At 68.5% G+C, this 16402-nt stretch carries 16 protein-coding genes; 7 read left to right on the top strand and 9 right to left on the bottom strand.

What is annotated here, in order from left to right:
* Nucleotides 1-6: 6 nt before the first annotated feature.
* Together AC10V3_RS32480 and AC10V3_RS32475 are read right to left on the bottom strand one after the other, a co-directional pair.
* Nucleotides 7-843: an ABC transporter permease gene (locus AC10V3_RS32480; RefSeq protein WP_022539512.1), complete on the bottom strand. Its 837-nt coding sequence runs from the start codon at nucleotides 841-843 to the stop codon at nucleotides 7-9.
* A gap of 4 nt (nucleotides 844-847) precedes the next feature.
* The gene (locus tag AC10V3_RS32475; protein ID WP_022539511.1) at nucleotides 848-1981 is read right to left on the bottom strand and encodes an ABC transporter substrate-binding protein; all 1134 of its coding nucleotides are present in this window, start codon (nucleotides 1979-1981) and stop codon (nucleotides 848-850) included.
* Between the two features lie 335 nt (nucleotides 1982-2316).
* On the opposite strand from AC10V3_RS32475, the gene AC10V3_RS32470 reads away from it, so the two are divergent.
* The 5 genes from AC10V3_RS32470 to AC10V3_RS32450 all read left to right on the top strand — a co-directional run bounded on the left by AC10V3_RS32470 (nucleotide 2317) and on the right by AC10V3_RS32450 (nucleotide 6923).
* Entirely contained in the window at nucleotides 2317-3237 is a 921-nt protein-coding gene (locus AC10V3_RS32470; RefSeq protein WP_022539510.1) for a TauD/TfdA dioxygenase family protein, read from the top strand.
* Nucleotides 3238-3327: 90 nt separating this feature from the next.
* On the top strand, nucleotides 3328-4338 hold the full coding sequence (locus AC10V3_RS32465) for an ABC transporter substrate-binding protein (RefSeq protein ID WP_022539509.1): 1011 nt from the start codon (nucleotides 3328-3330) through the stop codon (nucleotides 4336-4338).
* Nucleotides 4339-4340: 2 nt separating this feature from the next.
* The gene (locus AC10V3_RS32460; protein ID WP_022539508.1) at nucleotides 4341-5180 is read left to right on the top strand and encodes an ABC transporter ATP-binding protein; all 840 of its coding nucleotides are present in this window, start codon (nucleotides 4341-4343) and stop codon (nucleotides 5178-5180) included.
* A gap of 31 nt (nucleotides 5181-5211) precedes the next feature.
* Nucleotides 5212-6093: an ABC transporter permease gene (locus AC10V3_RS32455; protein ID WP_022539507.1), complete on the top strand. Its 882-nt coding sequence runs from the start codon at nucleotides 5212-5214 to the stop codon at nucleotides 6091-6093.
* A gap of 59 nt (nucleotides 6094-6152) precedes the next feature.
* The gene (locus AC10V3_RS32450) at nucleotides 6153-6923 is read left to right on the top strand and encodes a class I SAM-dependent methyltransferase (protein ID WP_349609785.1); all 771 of its coding nucleotides are present in this window, start codon (nucleotides 6153-6155) and stop codon (nucleotides 6921-6923) included.
* A gap of 4 nt (nucleotides 6924-6927) precedes the next feature.
* Here AC10V3_RS32450 and AC10V3_RS32445 read toward each other — a convergent pair whose 3' ends face one another.
* Both AC10V3_RS32445 and AC10V3_RS32440 read right to left on the bottom strand, forming a co-directional pair.
* The gene (locus AC10V3_RS32445; RefSeq protein ID WP_041681846.1) at nucleotides 6928-7293 is read right to left on the bottom strand and encodes a helix-turn-helix domain-containing protein; all 366 of its coding nucleotides are present in this window, start codon (nucleotides 7291-7293) and stop codon (nucleotides 6928-6930) included.
* A 188-nt stretch (nucleotides 7294-7481) separates the two neighbouring features.
* Nucleotides 7482-7715 (bottom strand): hypothetical protein, encoded by a 234-nt coding sequence (locus AC10V3_RS32440; RefSeq protein WP_022539504.1) that lies wholly within the window; start codon nucleotides 7713-7715, stop codon nucleotides 7482-7484.
* Nucleotides 7716-8278: 563 nt separating this feature from the next.
* Between AC10V3_RS32440 and AC10V3_RS32435 the strand changes: the two genes are divergently transcribed.
* Nucleotides 8279-9532: a GGDEF domain-containing protein gene (locus AC10V3_RS32435; protein WP_022539503.1), complete on the top strand. Its 1254-nt coding sequence runs from the start codon at nucleotides 8279-8281 to the stop codon at nucleotides 9530-9532.
* Between the two features lie 178 nt (nucleotides 9533-9710).
* Entirely contained in the window at nucleotides 9711-10967 is a 1257-nt protein-coding gene (locus AC10V3_RS32430; RefSeq protein ID WP_022539502.1) for an Hsp70 family protein, read from the top strand.
* Between the two features lie 132 nt (nucleotides 10968-11099).
* Here the strand turns inward: AC10V3_RS32430 and AC10V3_RS32425 are convergent, their stop codons facing one another.
* From AC10V3_RS32425 to AC10V3_RS32405, 5 genes are all read right to left on the bottom strand, one after another.
* Nucleotides 11100-11780, bottom strand: coding sequence for a phosphorylase (locus AC10V3_RS32425; protein ID WP_022539501.1), 681 nt, complete (start codon nucleotides 11778-11780; stop codon nucleotides 11100-11102).
* Nucleotides 11777-13804 (bottom strand): squalene--hopene cyclase, encoded by a 2028-nt coding sequence (gene shc / locus AC10V3_RS32420; RefSeq protein WP_022539500.1) that lies wholly within the window; start codon nucleotides 13802-13804, stop codon nucleotides 11777-11779. The genes AC10V3_RS32425 and shc overlap by 4 nt, the downstream gene beginning before the upstream one ends.
* Before the next feature lie 60 nt (nucleotides 13805-13864).
* On the bottom strand, nucleotides 13865-14752 hold the full coding sequence (gene hpnD / locus AC10V3_RS32415) for a presqualene diphosphate synthase HpnD (RefSeq protein ID WP_041681845.1): 888 nt from the start codon (nucleotides 14750-14752) through the stop codon (nucleotides 13865-13867).
* Nucleotides 14753-14937: 185 nt separating this feature from the next.
* Nucleotides 14938-15543 carry a hypothetical protein gene (locus AC10V3_RS32410; protein ID WP_022539498.1) on the bottom strand — a complete coding sequence of 202 codons (606 nt, stop codon included), beginning with the start codon at nucleotides 15541-15543 and terminating at the stop codon, nucleotides 14938-14940.
* A 170-nt stretch (nucleotides 15544-15713) separates the two neighbouring features.
* Nucleotides 15714-15917, bottom strand: a complete 204-nt coding sequence (locus tag AC10V3_RS32405; protein WP_022539497.1) for a cold-shock protein — start codon at nucleotides 15915-15917, stop codon at nucleotides 15714-15716.
* Nucleotides 15918-16402: the final 485 nt, after the last annotated feature.

Here is a 16402-nt window from a genome sequence, read left to right as displayed (position 1 = left end):
CTCGCCTCAGAAGCCCGGCTTGCGCCAGCGCAGCACCGCGCCCTCGGCCAGCGCGAGCGCCTTGTCGAGCGTAAAGCCGACCACGCCCACCACCACCACCGCGGCGATCACCATATCGAGCTGGAACAGCTGGCGGCCGTAGACGATCATGTAGCCCAGCCCCTCGGACGAGGCCAGCAACTCCACCACCACCAGCGCCAGCCACGCATGCGTGAGCCCGTAGCGCACGCCGTTCCACACCGGCGCGGCCGCCGCGGGCAGCACCACGCGCGACAGCGTCTGCCAGCGCGTGAGCCGCAGAACGCGCGCCACTTCCAGGTAGCGCACGGGAACGCTGCCGATGCCCTTGTACGTGTTCAGCGCAACAGGAACGAAGGCGGCCTTGGCGATCAGGATCACCTTGAGCGCTTCATCGATGCCGACCAGCAGCATCAGCAGCGGCAGCCAGCCCAGCACCGGCACCTGGCTGAAGGCCTTGAAGGTCGGATAAACGTAGTCGCGCAGGGCCGGCGACAGTCCCATCGCCGCGCCCAGCGCCAGCCCACCGGCCAGGCCCACGGCAAATCCGCCGGCCACGCGCAGCGCGCTGATCGCCAGGTTGGCCTGCAGCTCGCCGCTTTGCCACAAGTCGGCCAGCGTGCGGGCCACGTCTTCGGGCGCGGGCAGTACCTGCGGCGGGATCCATGCATTGCGGGCCGCGACGTACCAGATCAGCAGCAGCGTCAGCGGTACCGGCCAGGCCAGCAGCCAGCGCGTGGCGTGTTGCCAGCCTGGTGTCCTGCGGGGAGAAGCCGCGCGCGGGGCAGCGGCGGCGGGAAGTGAGAGCGAATCGGCGGCGGACATGGTGTCAGGCTCCGAGGATCTTGCCGTTGGGCTGGTAGATGGGCCAATAGCTTTGCAGGCTTAGCTCGGTGAGCGCGGCCTTCAGGAAGCGCTGGTCGATCCACTGGTCGACGTCGAAGCGCGCGCGGCTCAGCCGGAAGCGATAGGCCTGCTCGGTGGCATCCTTGTAGCGGCTGACCAGGAAGGGATCGAAGTTCGGATTCAGGCGCACGCGCAGCGGCTCGCCGTCGAAGTCTTCCTTCCAGTGGTCGTAGGGCGTACCGGCGCGCGCCCAGGTGCGCAGCACGTCTTCGCGATGGCTTTCGTCGGAGGCCCAGCGCGCGGTCTCGACCGCGGCCTTGACCAGGTGCTGTGTCGCTTCCGGATAGCGCGTGGCGAAGTCATCGGTCACCAGCACATGGCTTTGCCGCGTGTAGATCGGCGACTGGTTCTTGCTCGAATACAAGATGCGCACCGCGCCCTTGTCGCGCAGGCGCAGGATGTCCATGGCGCCGATGGCTGCGTCGATATCGCGTGTGGACAATGCGGCGAGGTAGCCGGCCGTATCGAGGTTCAGAAGGCGCAGGTCCTTGTCGGTCAGCCCGTTGGCTTCGAGCAGGCGCAGCGCGGGCAGATGCATGTTGGTGCCTTTGAACAGCGACACGCGCTTGCCGCGCAGGTCGGCAACCGTCTTCAGCGGCGAGTCGGGTGGCACGCCCACGTAGATATTGGCGCGCACGCCGGTGGCCAGCACCAGCCGCGTCTTCAGGCCTGCGGCACGTGCCACGATGGAAGGCAGGTCGCCCTGCAATGCGAAGTCGAGCTGGCGATTGGCCAGCGCCTCGTTGACGGCCGGGCCCGCGCCCTTGAAGAAGAACCACTCGACGCGCGTACCGCTGGGCTTGAACGATTCCTCCAGCCAGCCGCGCGCATGGGCGATCGCCAGCGAACTGCCGGCGAAGCTCGGCGGCGTGCCGGTGGCTGGCTGCGCCACGCCGATGTGGATCACGTCAGGGCGGGCGGAGGCGCTGGCGCTGAATGCGGGCAGCGGCGACAGCGACGCGGCCAGGCCGAGCCCGGACCAGGCCACACAGCGCAGCATGTCGCGGCGGTTCAGCGTGTGCGGGGCATGGGCAGCGGGGCGACGCTGGGGCTTCATCGTGCAGGCCTTGTCGGAGTGGAGAACGGCTCCACGATAAGCGGCGCCGCAGCCGTACCTGAACGAATGATTGCGGCATTGGTTATCGGCTTTGCGCATATGGCCTCACTGCGCGTGCGTGGCGTCCTGCAGCGCACCACAGTGCCGGCAAGGGCAAGCCATGGGCGCACTCGCACCAATGTCCAGACATGGATATGCGATAAGCGGATAAGGGCCAGCGATTTGATTCGTTGACGGTGCGCTGGCCGGCTCCCTACAGTGCAAGCTTGTACGCGGCATCCCGGGACAGTTGTCACGGGAGCCGCACCGGCCTCCCCCGTATGCCATCGCTTGCCATGACGACCGCAACTGCCCACGCCAGTGTTTCGCGCCACCAGAGCGCACCGCCTTCCACGACCTTCGCCGAGGCTTTCGAAATCCGCCCGCTCGATGCCCCGCTGGGCGCCGAGGTGATCGGGCTCGACCTGTCGCAACCGCTGTCCGATGCGGACTTCGCCCGCATCCATCGCGCGCACCTGGACTATCACGTGGTGGTGTTCCGCGACCAGCAGATCACGCCCGCGCAGCAGATCGCATTCAGCCGCCGCTTCGGGCCGCTGCAGATCCACGTGCTGCACCAGTTCCAGCTGCCGGGCCACCCGGAAGTGCTGGTGGTGTCCAACGTGGTCGAGAACGGCAAGCCGATCGGGCTGGGCGATGCCGGCCACTTCTGGCATTCGGACCTGTCGTACAAGGAAAAGCCGAGCCTCGGCTCACTGCTGCATGCGCGCGAACTGCCCGCCGAAGGCGGCGATACGCTGTTCGCCAACATGCACCTCGCATGGGACACGCTGCCGCCTGCGCTGCAGAAGGCGGTGGACGGCCTGCAGGCCGAGCACACCTACCTGGCGCGCTATGCCGAGCTGCAGCAGCGCAGCCCGTGGCGGCCGAACCTGACGCCCGACCAGATCGCACAGGTCAAGCCGGTGCTGCAACCGGTGGTCCGCACCCATCCGGAAACAGGCCGCAAGGCGATCTTCGTCAGCGAGCACTTCACCACGCGCATCGTCGGCCTGCCCGAGGATGAAAGCCGCGACCTGCTCGACCAGCTGTTCGCGCACAGCACCAGGCCTGAGCATATCTATCGCCACCAGTGGCAGCCGCACGACCTGGTGTTCTGGGACAACCGCTCGCTGCTGCACCTGGCCGCAGGCTGTCCGCCCGAGCTGCGGCGCGTGATGTACCGCACCACCATCGAAGGCGACGTGCCGCGCTGAAGCGGAAACGCTTGCGCAAGTCATGCAAGTCATACACAAGGCGCCCGCATCGGCGAGCGCCGGTCCAACGTATTCCCCGGAGTTTCGACCATGTTCTCTCGTTTTTCCCGCAAGATCGGCCTGCTCGTACTGAGCGCAGGGCTGGCTGTTTCCGGCGCGGCACATGCCGAAGGCAAGCTGCGCATCGCCGAGCAGTTCGGCGTGGTCTACCTGCTGCTCAATGTGGCACGCGATCAGCAACTGATCGAAAAGCACGGCAAGCAGCAGGGCGTCGACATCAAGGTCGAATGGACGCAGCTGTCCGGCGGTGCCGCGGTCAATGATGCGCTGCTGTCGGGGGCCATCGATATCGCCGGCGCCGGCGTCGGCCCGCTGCTGACGCTGTGGGACCGTACCCACGGCAAGCAGAACGTGCGTGGCGTGGCATCGCTGGGCAACTTCCCGTACTACCTGGTCAGCAACAACCCCAAGGTCAAGTCGATTGCCGACTTCACCGAGAAGGACCGCATTGCGCTGCCGGCAGTGGGCGTGTCGGTGCAGTCGCGCGTGCTGCAGCTCGCCGCCGCCAAGCAATGGGGCGACAAGGAATACAACCGGCTCGACAAGTGGACCGTCGCGATACCCCATCCCGATGCGGCGGCCGCGATCATCGCCGGCGGCACCGAGATCACCGGCCACTTCGGCAACCCGCCGTTCCAGGAGCAGGAACTGGCCGGCAACCCGAACGCGCGCATCGTGCTGAATTCGTATGACGTGCTCGGCGGCCCCAGCTCGTCCACCGTGCTGTACGCGACCGAGAAGTTCCGCAACGACAACCCCAAGACCTATCGTGCCTTCGTCGATGCGCTGGCCGAAGCCGCTGTCTTCGCCACCGCCAATCCGGAAGCTGCGGCGGACATCTACCTGCGCCAGAGCAAGGCCAGGACCGACCGCGCGCTGCTGCTGCGCGTGCTGAAGAACCCGCAGGTGCAGTTCCGCGTGGCGCCGCAGAACACCTTTGCGCTGGCCGCCTTCATGCACCGCGTGGGCGCGATCCGCAACCAGCCCAAGTCCTGGCAGGACTACTTCTTCCATGACCCCGTCACCGCGCAGGGGAGCTGATCATGGCGACGCACAACCTGCGCGTGGTGTCCGACCGCGTTGCCCCGTTGCTGCAGGTCGATGGGGTGTCACTGGAGTACCGCACGCCCGAGCGCATCGTGCGCGCCACCCATCGCGTCAGCTTCGACGTGCATGCGGGCGACCGCTTCGTGCTGCTGGGGCCGTCCGGCTGCGGCAAGTCCACGCTGCTGAAGGCCGTGGCCGGCTTCGTGCCGCCCTGCGAAGGCGAGATCCGGCTGGAAGGCCGGCGCGTGCAGCAGCCCGGCCCGGACCGCATCGTGGTGTTCCAGGAGTTTGACCAGCTGCCGCCGTGGAAGACCGTGGTGCAGAACGTGATGTTCCCGCTGCGCCAGGCGCGCGGGCTGTCGCGGGCCGAGGCGCGCGAGCGTGCCATGGACAGCCTGGAGAAAGTGGGGCTGGCCGACTTTGCCGATGCCTACCCGCACACGCTGTCGGGCGGCATGAAGCAGCGCGTGGCGATTGCGCGTGCGCTGGCGATGCGCCCCAAGGTGCTGCTGATGGACGAGCCCTTCGCCGCGCTCGACGCACTGACGCGCCGGCGCATGCAGGAAGAGCTGCTGGCGTTGTGGGACGACGCGGGCTTTACGCTGCTGTTCGTCACGCATTCGATCAAAGAGGCGCTGGTGGTGGGCAGCCGCATCCTGCTGTTGTCGCCGCATCCGGGCCGCGTGCGCGCCGAGCTCAACAGCCAGCAGTTCACCCTGGCCAGCCAGGGCGGCACCGAGTTCCAGGCCGCCGCGCAACGCATCCACACCTTGCTGTTCGGCGCCCCCGCCGCCGACGCGCAGCCACAGCGCGCGCGCAGCGCTGTGGGTCGCTGAATTTGGCCGCTGAACCTGAAGGAACCGCATCATGACGCAACCGACCGTGGCGTTCGCCGACGTGCTTCGCCCCGAATACGAACGCGAGCCCGAACCCTTTACCGAAGCGCCGCTGGCACGCGCGCTGCCGTGGCACCAACAGCTGTGGCAGCATGGCTGGCTGCGCAAGGCGGTGATCCTGCTGGCGCTCGCGCTGGTGTGGGAAGTGGTGGCGCGCGTGCAGGACAACGACCTGCTGCTGCCCTCGTGCCTGGCCACGCTGCGCGCCTTCGCCGACGCGGTTGCCAGTGGCGAGCTGCCTGGCAAGGCGGCGCTGTCGATCTCCGTGCTGCTGCGCGGCTATGCGCTGGGCATCGTGCTGGCGTTCGCGCTGACTTCGCTGGCGGTGTCCACCCGCTTCGGCCGCGATGTGCTGGACACGCTCACCGCCATGTTCAACCCGCTGCCCGCGATCGCGCTGCTGCCGCTGGCGCTGCTGTGGTTCGGGCTTGGCACCAAGAGCCTGGTGTTCGTGCTGGTCCATTCGGTGCTGTGGCCGCTGGCGCTGAACATGTACGCGGGCTTCCGGGGGGTGCCGCCGACGCTGCGCATGGCCGGGCGCAACTACGGCCTGCGCGGGCTGCGCTATGTCGCGTTGGTGCTGGTGCCGGCGGCGTTGCCGGCGATCCTGTCCGGGCTGAAGATCGGCTGGGCCTTTGCCTGGCGCACACTGATCGCGGCCGAGCTGGTGTTCGGCGCGTCGTCGGGGCAGGGCGGGCTGGGCTGGTTTATCTTCCAGAACCGCAACGAGCTCTACACCGACCGCGTTTTCGCCGGGCTGGCCGCGGTGATCCTGATCGGGCTGCTGGTGGAGGGGCTGGTGTTCACCACGCTCGAACGGCTGACGGTGCGCCGCTGGGGCATGCAGCAGTAGGCTTGCCGCCTGCGGTCATGCGGAGTAGGCTACCGCACCGGTACGCAACCGGAGCCCCCATGACCGCCATCCACGAAGCCGCCGCGCAGGGATTCGCCAGCCAGGCCGATACCTACGCGCGCGGACGCCCCGACTATCCCGCTGAAATCGATATCTGGCTGCGCGACACGCTCGGCCTGCGCGCCGGCCGCACCGTGCTCGACCTGGGCGCGGGCACCGGCAAGTTCACGCGCCGGCTGGCCGGGACCGGCGCCACCGTGATCGCGGTGGAACCGGTCGCGCAGATGCGCGCACAACTCGCCAGCGCGCTGCCTGCAGTGCAGGCGCTGGAAGGCAGTGCCGAATCGATCCCGCTGCCCGACGCCAGCGTCGATGCCGTGGCCTGCGCGCAGGCCTTCCACTGGTTTGCCAATGCCAGCGCGATGGCCGAGATCCGCCGCGTGCTGCGCCCCGGCGGCCGGCTCGGGCTGGTGTGGAACGTGCGCGATGAACGCGTGGACTGGATCGCGCGGCTGACGGCGATCATGACGCCGTATGAGGGCGACGCGCCGCGCTTCTACAAGGGCGACTGGAAGCGCGTCTTTCCTGCCGCGGGCTTCGGGCCGCTGGCGTTGGCGAGCCTGCCCTATGCGCATGTCGGCCCGCCGCAGCAGGTAATCGTGGACCGGGTGATGTCGGTCAGCTTCATCGCCGCGCTGCCGGCAGCAGAACAGGCTCGGGTGCGGGTACGGCTGCAGGCGCTCATCGACGGCCATGCGGCACTGGCCGGCCGCGCGGAGGTTGCCTTTCCCTACCGGACTGAAGCGTACAGCTGCGAACGGCTGGCCTGAGCCGCTACATGGTCGACTGGCGCACCCAGAACCCCAGGCCGTCGCGCCCGCTGTCGTTGACCGCCGGCGGCGCCGCGGTGTCGTGCTGGCGGGCACATGTCGCCGGTTCCAGCTGGTCCCAGATGGCGAGCATGGCGATCACCTTGGGCAGCGCGTTCACGCCGATGGGCGTAGGCAGCCAGGCCGGACTGCCCACGCGGAACAGCAGCGTGCCGAGCGCGGTCTCGAGGCCACGGATCTGGTAAAGGAGTCTTTGTGACTGGATGCCCAGCGCGCGCGCGGCGCGGGTGGTGTCACGGTGCTGCATCAGTGCGATGAATGCGCGCAACGACAGGAAGCTGACGCGCCTGTTGTTGAGATGGAAAGCCATGCCTTTGCCCTTGCCGGGGCGGGCGGCTGCACCATGCGCATGCGCGCTGGCCACGCTGGACCGTCACCCGGCGGATCGAAGTGAAGCGATCGTAGCGGTGGCACCAGGTGGCTTGTAGCGATCTGTTTCTGAGTTGGTCTGGTGAATTGTCCGCAATCAGGCGCGCCCGTTGCCGGGCGCCGATGCGGTCAGTGCATCGGCAACTGTCCGATGGCCGTCAGCGCCTGCACCACCTCGGGTGACAGACGGCGCTCGCTGCAGGGCACGCCCGCGGTCTCGAGCGTGGTCCACAGGTCGGCGTCGCCCGTGACGATACGTTGCCGCAGGTGGGCAAGGTACGCATACTCGGCGGAAGTCAGCGGGCGCGGAGCGCTGCGCAAGTCATCCAGGATGGCGCCAAGCGAGAGAAGGGGAACGGTCATACCAGGTTGGGATAGCACGGCTTTAAAACATTGCGACGATAGGCAACGCATGATTCTATCCACGCCGTGCAGTGGCTGCTTAACCAAAAGCGGGGTACTTCCCCTCTAATTCCGCGCCAGATCGGCCAACCAGGGGCAGAGTGGCGAATACGCGCACGCAATGTGGCGCATCGGTTCCAGCGTGGGAAGGCGAAGGCGCTTGCTGCCGCTCCGCAGCCCGCCAAGGTGTTGCAGAAAAACGCCAACGTGCAATCAACGCGTAGATCACTTCGACTGTGCGGCGCCCTGCGATGAAGGGGCGCAGGCCGATATGATTTATAGAGCACATGCTCTGACGCCGACATGGGGAGCGGCGTGTTGCCGGACAGTACTGCTTTCGCAGGGCACGACGGCAAGTCTTGCGGCGTATACCCGACCCGGCTTGTCGGGGGTGCCACCGGGCAGTACGCGCGGGCTATCATGCGCGATGTCGCGCGCAACCCGCGCTTTACGACAGCCCCTGTGACCCGATGCCCGCCGATCGATATTGACGGCAGGGCGGACGGCCTCCTTGAGGAATCCCCGTGCACCTGGACCAGCAGACCATTGCGGTCGTCATGATGGTGTTTTTTTGCAGCACGCTGATCATTGCGGCGGGGCTGGTGTTCGCGCTGCGCGCGAGCGAGGCGGGGCGGCTGTGGGCCTTCGGGCATGTGCTGGTGTCCGCCGCGGGGCTGGCGCTGGCGCTCAGCGCGGCCGGCGCCGCCGGTGGCTCGGGCCATCTGGGCACGTTCGGCGCGGCGGCGTTCGTCGCCGGCTGGCTGGTGATCTACCGCGGCGTGCGGGTGTACTACGGCGTGCCGGCACACCCCGGCGCGCTGGCGGGCGCGGGCGTGATCGTGCTGGGGCTGATGGTGAGCACCACCGGCCTGCCCGACGGGCCGCAGATCACGCTGCGCGTCGTCTACGGCGTGCTGGCGCTGGTGTCGCTGGCGACCTTCGCCACGCTGGCGCGTGCCGGACGCGGGCGCCGCAGCATTGGCGCGCCGCTGGTGCTGGTGGCGAGCCTGGTGCAGCTGGCCACGCAGCTGGCCGGCTTCAGCCATGCCATGAGCCTCCCTGCGCTGGGCGCCGCCCCCGTGACGCTGTTCTTCGCCAACCCGGCCGGCTCGGGCTGGGTGCTGGCGCCGCTGATCGCCACGCTGCTGGGCCTGTTCGGCTTTACCGTGATGGCGATGGAGCAGATCGTCGCGCACAACGAAAGCGGCGCGCGCGTCGATGCGCTGACCGGGTTGCTCAATCGCGGCGCGCTGGAGATGTCGGCACTCGGGCTGGTGGCGCGCTGGCAGCGCGACGGTGCGCCGCTGGCCTGCCTGGTGATCGACATCGACTATTTCAAGCAGGTCAACGACACCTTCGGCCACCATGCCGGCGATGCGGTGCTGCGCGAGGTGGCGCATGCGCTCGACAACTCGCGTCGCGCCTCGGACGTGGCCGGGCGCTACGGCGGCGAGGAGTTCTGCATCCTGTGCCCGCATACCGACGAGCAACAGGCCTCGGCGCTGGCCAACCGGATCCTGCGCAAGGTGCGCGCGATCGAGCTGCCGGCCGGGCAGGGCCATGCCAGCGTCAGCATCGGCGTGGCGCAGCTGCGTGGCGGCCCAGGCAACAAGGAAGGGCTGTGGCGCACGCTGTTCGCCGACGCGGACCGTGCGCTCTACCACGCCAAGGAGCACGGGCGCGACCGCTATGTGCTGGCGTCGTCGATGGCGGCGCCGGCGACCACGCGCGCGCTGGCCACGTCCCTGCTCGAGCCGACGCCCGATCTGGCCGGCTGAACCGCGCTCAGCGCAGGGCACGTTGCGCTGCTGCGCGCCGTCTGAGAATGGTGCGCAGGCAACACCGATTGCCCCGCGCCTCGCAACCGGCCCCGCGACTGCCCTACAATGACGCCCCCGCCCACGCCGGCTTTGCGCCGCGCGGGCCACTTTCTGCGGTGTAGGAAAACGGAATTCGATGATGTCAAACGCATGCGGCCTGGACTTCGGCACGTCCAACTCAACGGTGGGCTGGAGCCGCCCCGACCGGCCGGCGGCGCTGCTGCCGCTGGAAGACGGCAAGGCGACGCTGCCCTCGGTGATCTTCTTCCACGCCGAAGACCCGCTGGTCAGCTACGGCCGCGCCGCGCTGGGCGATTACCTGGCTGGCTATGAAGGGCGGCTGATGCGCTCGCTCAAGAGCCTGCTCGGCACCTCGATGATGGACGACAGCACCGAGGTGATGGGCCAGGCGATGCCGTTCCGCAAGCTGCTGGCACATTTCATCGGCGAACTGAAGACCCGTGCCGAGCAGGCCGCCGGCACCGAGTTCTCGCGCGCGGTGCTGGGCCGGCCGGTGTTCTTTATCGACGAGGATCCCGCCGCCGACCAGCTTGCGGAAGATACGCTGGCCGGGATCGCGCGCGACGCGGGCTTTCGCGAGATCGCCTTCCAGTACGAGCCGATCGCCGCGGCGTTTGACTACGAGGCCGGGATCTCGCGCGAGGAGCTGGTGCTGGTGGTCGATATCGGCGGCGGCACCTCGGACTTCTCACTGGTGCGGCTGTCGCCCGAGCGCGCCCGCCGCAGCGACCGGCGCGAAGACATCCTGGCCAACGGCGGCGTCCATATCGGCGGCACCGACTTCGACCGCGCGCTCAGCCTGGCGCGGGCGATGCCGCTGCTGGGGCTGGGCAGCCAGCTGCGCAACGGCAAGGCGATGCCGTCGAGCCAGTATTTCGACCTGGCCAGCTGGCACACCATCAACCTAGTCTATACGCGCAAGGCGTGGTCGCTGGTGATGGACAACTACCGCGACGCGGCCGACACCATCAAGCTCGACCGCCTGGTCCGGCTGATCCGCGAGCGCGCCGGGCACTGGCTGGCGATCCAGGTGGAAGCGGCCAAGATCGCGCTGTCGGATGCCGGCAGCACCGAGGTCGACCTGCATCGGCTGGAGCAGGGGCTGACGCTGTCGATCACGCGCGAGGAGTTCGACGAGTCGATCGACAAGCTGGTGGCGAAGACGGAGAAAACGGTGCAGCAGATGCTGGCGGATGCTGGCGTGGATGGGGCGGCGGTCGACACCATCTTCTTTACTGGCGGGTCCAGCAGCGTGCCGTTGCTGCGGCAGCGGCTGGCGGCGTTGTTGCCGGAGGCGCGCTGCGTTGAAGGGGACCGGTTCGGGAGTATTGGTAGCGGGCTGGCGCTGGACGCGGTGCGGAAGTTTGGTTGAGGGCAGGCCGTGGCATACCGCAGCGCCTGACTCCGCCGACACGCCGGCCCGCTCCCCAACCCTCTCCCTGAGGGTCCCTGAGGGAGAGGGAGGACACAAGCAGCAAGGTTCTCAGCTTGCGCCGGGGAACGCTCACTGCGCCAGCACTTCCCGCAACCCGAATTCATCGCCCAGCGCCAGCCTGGCCGCCCGCAGCGCTCCACGCGCCACCGCTGCATCGCCCGCCAGCCTGAACAGCGCCGGCAGTTCCCACGGCGCCCGCAACAACCCGCCCAGCACCGCCCCCACATCGGTCTTGCCACCTTCGCCCATGCCGGCAGCGGCCGCCGCGGGCACCGCCCGCTCGGCCGGATCGATCACCACGCGGCAAGCCGAGAACGGCAGCCGGCATGCCGCCGCCATGCGCGCGGCGATATGCGATTCCATATCGACGCACAGCGCCCCGCACGCCTGCCGCAGCAACTGCTTGCCGGCAACCGTCAGCACCGGCTGGTCAGCCCCCGCGATCGTGCCGACCCTGGCATGCGCCATCGCCGCATGCATCGCCCGTGTCCATGACAAATCGGCGTCGTAGCGCTCGCCATCCGCGCAGACCCGGTCGGCAATCACGATATCCCCCGGCGCCAGCGCCGGATCGAGCCCGCCGGCAACGCCGAAACTGATGATGCCCACGCACTCGCGGCTGGCTAGCGCCGACACGCCCTGTTCCAGCGCAATGCCGCGCAGCCCGTGCACCACCCGGCAATGCGGCCCGGCAGCGATGCGCGCCTCGAATTCCATGCCGGCAACGACCAGCACGAACGGCCCTTTCACAGGCCCCACGACACGTGCCCAGCGCCGCCACGCTGCAGGTTGCGATAGCGCGCCAGCGCCCACAACGGAAAGTAGCGCGCATAACCGTGGTAGCGCAGGTAGAACACCCGCGGAAAGCCCACCGCGGTAAAGCGGGGCTCATGCCACAGCCCGCCGGACTGCTGCGTGCGCAGTAGGTAGTCGATGCCGCGCGCCACCGCGGGGTGCCGGGCGGCGCCGGCCGCCATCAGCGCCAGCAGCGCCCATGCGGTCTGCGAGGCCACGCTGGGCGCGGGCTCGTAGCCGCGGTAGTCGAGCCGGTAGCTGCTGCCGTCCTCGCCCCAGCCGCCGTCCGCGTTCTGGATCTGCACGAGCCACGCCACCGCGCGGCGCATCTCCGGCGCCTCCGGCGGCAGGCCGGCGGCATTCAGCGCGCACAGCGCGCTCCAGGTGCCATAGATATAGTTCGTGCCCCAGCGGCCGAACCAGCTGCCGTCGGGCATCTGTTCGCGCCGCAGGTAGCGCAGCGCGCGTGCGGCGGGCTCGCTCTTGTCGGGGGTGGCGCCGGTCTGGCACAGCATCGACAGGCAGCGCGCCGACACATCGGCGGTGGGCGGGTCCAGCAGCGCGCCGTGGTCGGCGAAGGGGATGTTGTTCAGGTAGAGGTGGGTGTTCTCCGGCTCGAACGCGCCCCAGCCGCCATTGCCGCTCTGCATGCCGACGATCCACTCGCTGGCACGCGCCACCGCTTCGTCGTAGCGGCCCGGCGCGCCGTGCGCGCGCATGTAGCGGTCCATCGCGGCCGCGACCACGGCGGTGTCGTCCACGTCCGGGTAATAGTCGTTGGCGTACTGGAAGGCCCAGCCGCCGGGGCGTACCAGCGGGCGGCGCACCGCCCAGTCTCCGCGCACGTCCAGCACCTGCAGCGGCTTGAGCCAGTCCAGGCCGCGCCCGACCGCCGCGGCCGCGCGTGCCTCGCCGGTTTCGAGCAGCGCATGCGCGGCCAGTGCGGTGTCCCACACCGGCGACAGGCAAGGCTGGCAGTAGGCTTCGTCGCCGTGCTCGACCAGCAGACGCTCGACCGAACGCCGCGCCACCGCGCGCGCGGGATCGTCGGGCGGCACGCCCAGCACGTCGAACATCATCACGCTGTTGGCCATCGCCGGGAAGATCGCGCCCAGGCCGTCCTCGCCGTTGAGCCGCTCGCGCACGAAGGCCTGCGCGGCGTCGATGGCGCGCCGGCGCAGCAGGCGCGGAAAGAGCGGCTCGGCCACGCGCATCAGCGCATCCAGACCGCGGAATGCCGCGTACCAGCCGGCGTGCTGGTGCGCGGCGCGGCGCGGCAGCCGCACGTTGTGGCACGGGCCCACGAACAGTTCGTTGATGCCGACCGCGCGCGGGTTGCGCGCCAGCGGGCGCAGGCTGTTGAGCACCAGCAGCGGCACGATCACCGTGCGCGCCCAGTACGAGACCTTGGACAGGTGGAACGGGAACCACTGCGGCAGCAGCATGATTTCCACCGGCATCATCGGCACCGCCGACCATGGCATCGCGCCGTACAGCGCCAGCAGCGTACGCGTGAAGACATTGCAGGCCTCGGCCCCGCCCAGCGCATGGATGGCCTGGCGCGCGCGCTGCATATGCGCGGCCTGCGGATCATCGCCGGCCATCTTCAGCGCGAAATACGCCTTCACGCTGGCGCTCACGTCAGAGCGGCCTTCGTGGAACAGCGGCCAGCCGCCGTCGGCGTTCTGGATGCGGTGCAGGTAGCGCGCGATGCGGGCCTCGAGCGCCAGGTCCGGGGTCTCGCCGAGGTAGTGCACCATCAGCACGTATTCGGCGGGGATGGTGGCGTCGGCCTCGAGTTCGTAGACCCAGTGACCGTCGGGACGCTGATGGTGCAGCAGCGCGTCGATGGCGCGGCCGATGCCCTGGTCGAGCGCCGGCGCGGCGTGGCGCGGCGCGGGCATCGCCGGATCGGCAGCTGGCTCCGCACGCGGCGCGGCCGTGGCGAAGGCGGTCTCGTTTAATGCAGACTCCGACATGCAAACTCCTTGTGCCGGCGCACGGCGACGCCGTGCACGGCATGCATCGGGTGGCCGCGCTCAGCCAATGGCGTGGCGCAGCACGATCCAGAGCAGTTGCGCGCGCGGCAGGCGCACGCGCTGGCGCGGTGCGCGCCAGCCCTGCGTGCGCAGGCGCGCCAGGATGCGGTGGTAGACCTCGGCCATGATCCGCGGCGAGCGCACCTGCCGGGCAGGGCAGCGCGCCATGACCGCGTAGGCCTGGTCGTAGTGCGCCTGCGCTTCCTGCGCTAGCAAGGCGCAGGCCTGCCCGAGCGCGGGATGCGCCGCCACCGCCTGCGGCCCGTCTGCCGCGAGCCCGGCGGGGACGCCGGCGGCGGCCAGTGCCTGCGCCGGCAGGTACAGCCGGCCAATGGCGGCGTCCTCGTCGATATCGCGCAGGATATTGGTCAGCTGCAGCGCGCGCCCCAGGTGGTGTGCCAGCGCGATGCCGCAGGTTTCTTCCAGCCCGAACACGCGCACCGCAAGCCGGCCCACGGCACTGGCGACACGGTCGCAATACAGGTCCAGGGTGGCGGCATCCGGGGCGCGGATGTCTTGCTCGACGTCCATGGTCATGCCGTCGATCACGGCGAGGAAGTCCTGCTGCTGCAGGTTGAAGGCGCGGATCTGCGCGCACAGCGGCTGCAGGGCTGGCGGCGGGGTGCCGGCGTAGCAGGCGGCGATGTCGCCCCGCCAGGCCTCGAGCGCGGCCAGGCGTTGGGCATGCGGCGCGTCGCCGTCGGCGATATCGTCGACGGCGCGGCAGAACGCATAGATCTCGAACATGGCCTGGCGCTGCACTGCCGGCAGGATGCGCAGCGCTGCATGGAAGGAGCTGCCCGCCGAGGCCGCGGGTCCGGCATGGGGGCCGTGCATGGCTGCTGCGGCGGCAGGGGCGTCTGGCGTTGCGATTTGAGTACCGGCCACGTAACTCCTCGACACGCTGCAAACCGTCCCGCTGATGGCTGTATTGCCAACTGTATTGCCAGCTGTACTGAACGCGCTACGGCGAACCGTATGGCGCCATGGGGGCGGCCAGTGGCGGGAGGGTGGTTGTGGGTCGGCCGATTATAGCAACATCGTCCGAAACCTCGCCGGTAACATTTCGGCCGTCAGGGCTCCTTCTGGGGCGTGTTCCCAGGCGATTTCTGAGGCGCAGGCCGGGGTGCATCCGGCGTTCCGGCCGGCAGCGCGACATAGCGCGCGTACGGCACGCCCCGCGCCGGTGTGGCGGTGGTCTGGTCGATCACGCGTTCCACGTCGGCCACCTCGCCCAGCGCGGCGAGGAAGGGCGCGACGGCAAATCCCGGCCGGACGCAGCCCTGCACCACCAGCCAACGCCCGCTGACGGTGATCCACAGCGAGCTGTCGCGCCAGCCCGGCAGCGTGGCCGACAGCGTCTCGAGGCGCCGCCGCAGGCTGTCGGCGATCTCGCGGTCGTACTGGAAGGCGTTGGACAGGCGGCAGCGCCCCTCGGTCCAGCAATGGTTGCCCTGTTCGATGCGGTGGTGCGCATCGTGCCGCCATTGCGCCTCGGTGATGCGCGGGCCCGCCGGCTCGGGACATGCCGGGATGCGCGCGGACACCTGCAGGAAGGGGTCGTTGCCGCGGTTGAGCAGGGCTCCGGCCCCGGCGTCCGCGGCGGGCGCAGGCATGGCAGCCAGCGCCAGGGCGCCGGCGACCAGCGGCGCCAGTGGCGGCAGGCGGTGGGCAGGCATCGCAAGACTCCTCGGTGGCGGGGTCAAGGAAGCGCGGGGCCATGCAATGGGACATGCGCTCCGGGACAAAAGTCAAAGGCAAAGACAAATGAAAAGGCCCCGCGCCGAAGCTGCGGGGCCTTGCCTGCTCCGGCCAGTCCTTGGGGACCGGCCCGGTACTCAAACCGGTATCAGAGGGCCTGGATCTTGGTGGCTTGCTCGCCCTTCTGGCCCATGGCCTTGACGTAGCGCACCTTCTGGCCTTCCTTCAACGACTTGAAGCCCGAGCCTTCGATTGCGGAGAAGTGCGCGAACAGGTCATTGCCGCCTGCGTCCGGCGTGATGAAGCCGAAGCCCTTGGCGTCGTTGAACCACTTAACGGTACCGGTTTCCATATCTATCTCAACCTTGAATTTCAAAATGAGCGAAAACGCTCGTTATACACCGTGTGCAACGCATGTAGCGTGTCTTAATTGGTTACGCGCTACTGCATCCATATGACCTCGATATGTCGCTGTCGTGACAACCGAAAACGGCATGGCCGAAACGTCACGGAACGACACACTGCACAGTGGGAATCATTCTGCCGAATTTTCCCGATGTGTCAATCAGGCGAAGCGCCTAATCATGATGAGAGGTTCCGATAGGAGATATTAGCGTTTTCTACTTCGCATTCGGTTCAGTGAATTCCCTGATTCTTTTATGCGCTTAACTTGGGCAGATGCACCGCCAGCGGGCGCCATGCCGTGACCTCGTGCATAATGGCTGCCGTCCGGTGCAGGGTGGGGCCATCTTTTTTACAAATTCTTACGACGGCGGTAACTTACCGCAATCGGGGGAAGCCCGTGGCTCCGGATATATCATTATGAAAATAAAGCCA

The sequence above is a fragment of the Cupriavidus sp. PB-02 genome (assembly GCF_058252315.1).
The sequence above is the reverse complement of the archived record's forward strand: the minus strand, read 5'-3'. Positions and strand labels throughout refer to the sequence as shown.

Coding starts and splice junctions, on each gene's coding strand:
- AC10V3_RS32480 (WP_022539512.1), bottom strand. CDS start 843: ATGTCCGCCGCCGATTCGCTCTCACTTCCCGCCGCCGCTGCCCCGCGC.
- AC10V3_RS32475 (WP_022539511.1), bottom strand. CDS start 1,981: ATGAAGCCCCAGCGTCGCCCCGCTGCCCATGCCCCGCACACGCTGAAC.
- AC10V3_RS32470 (WP_022539510.1), top strand. CDS start 2,317: ATGACGACCGCAACTGCCCACGCCAGTGTTTCGCGCCACCAGAGCGCA.
- AC10V3_RS32465 (WP_022539509.1), top strand. CDS start 3,328: ATGTTCTCTCGTTTTTCCCGCAAGATCGGCCTGCTCGTACTGAGCGCA.
- AC10V3_RS32460 (WP_022539508.1), top strand. CDS start 4,341: ATGGCGACGCACAACCTGCGCGTGGTGTCCGACCGCGTTGCCCCGTTG.
- AC10V3_RS32455 (WP_022539507.1), top strand. CDS start 5,212: ATGACGCAACCGACCGTGGCGTTCGCCGACGTGCTTCGCCCCGAATAC.
- AC10V3_RS32450 (WP_349609785.1), top strand. CDS start 6,153: ATGACCGCCATCCACGAAGCCGCCGCGCAGGGATTCGCCAGCCAGGCC.
- AC10V3_RS32445 (WP_041681846.1), bottom strand. CDS start 7,293: ATGGCTTTCCATCTCAACAACAGGCGCGTCAGCTTCCTGTCGTTGCGC.
- AC10V3_RS32440 (WP_022539504.1), bottom strand. CDS start 7,715: ATGACCGTTCCCCTTCTCTCGCTTGGCGCCATCCTGGATGACTTGCGC.
- AC10V3_RS32430 (WP_022539502.1), top strand. CDS start 9,711: ATGATGTCAAACGCATGCGGCCTGGACTTCGGCACGTCCAACTCAACG.
- shc (WP_022539500.1), bottom strand. CDS start 13,804: ATGTCGGAGTCTGCATTAAACGAGACCGCCTTCGCCACGGCCGCGCCG.
- AC10V3_RS32410 (WP_022539498.1), bottom strand. CDS start 15,543: ATGCCTGCCCACCGCCTGCCGCCACTGGCGCCGCTGGTCGCCGGCGCC.
- AC10V3_RS32405 (WP_022539497.1), bottom strand. CDS start 15,917: ATGGAAACCGGTACCGTTAAGTGGTTCAACGACGCCAAGGGCTTCGGC.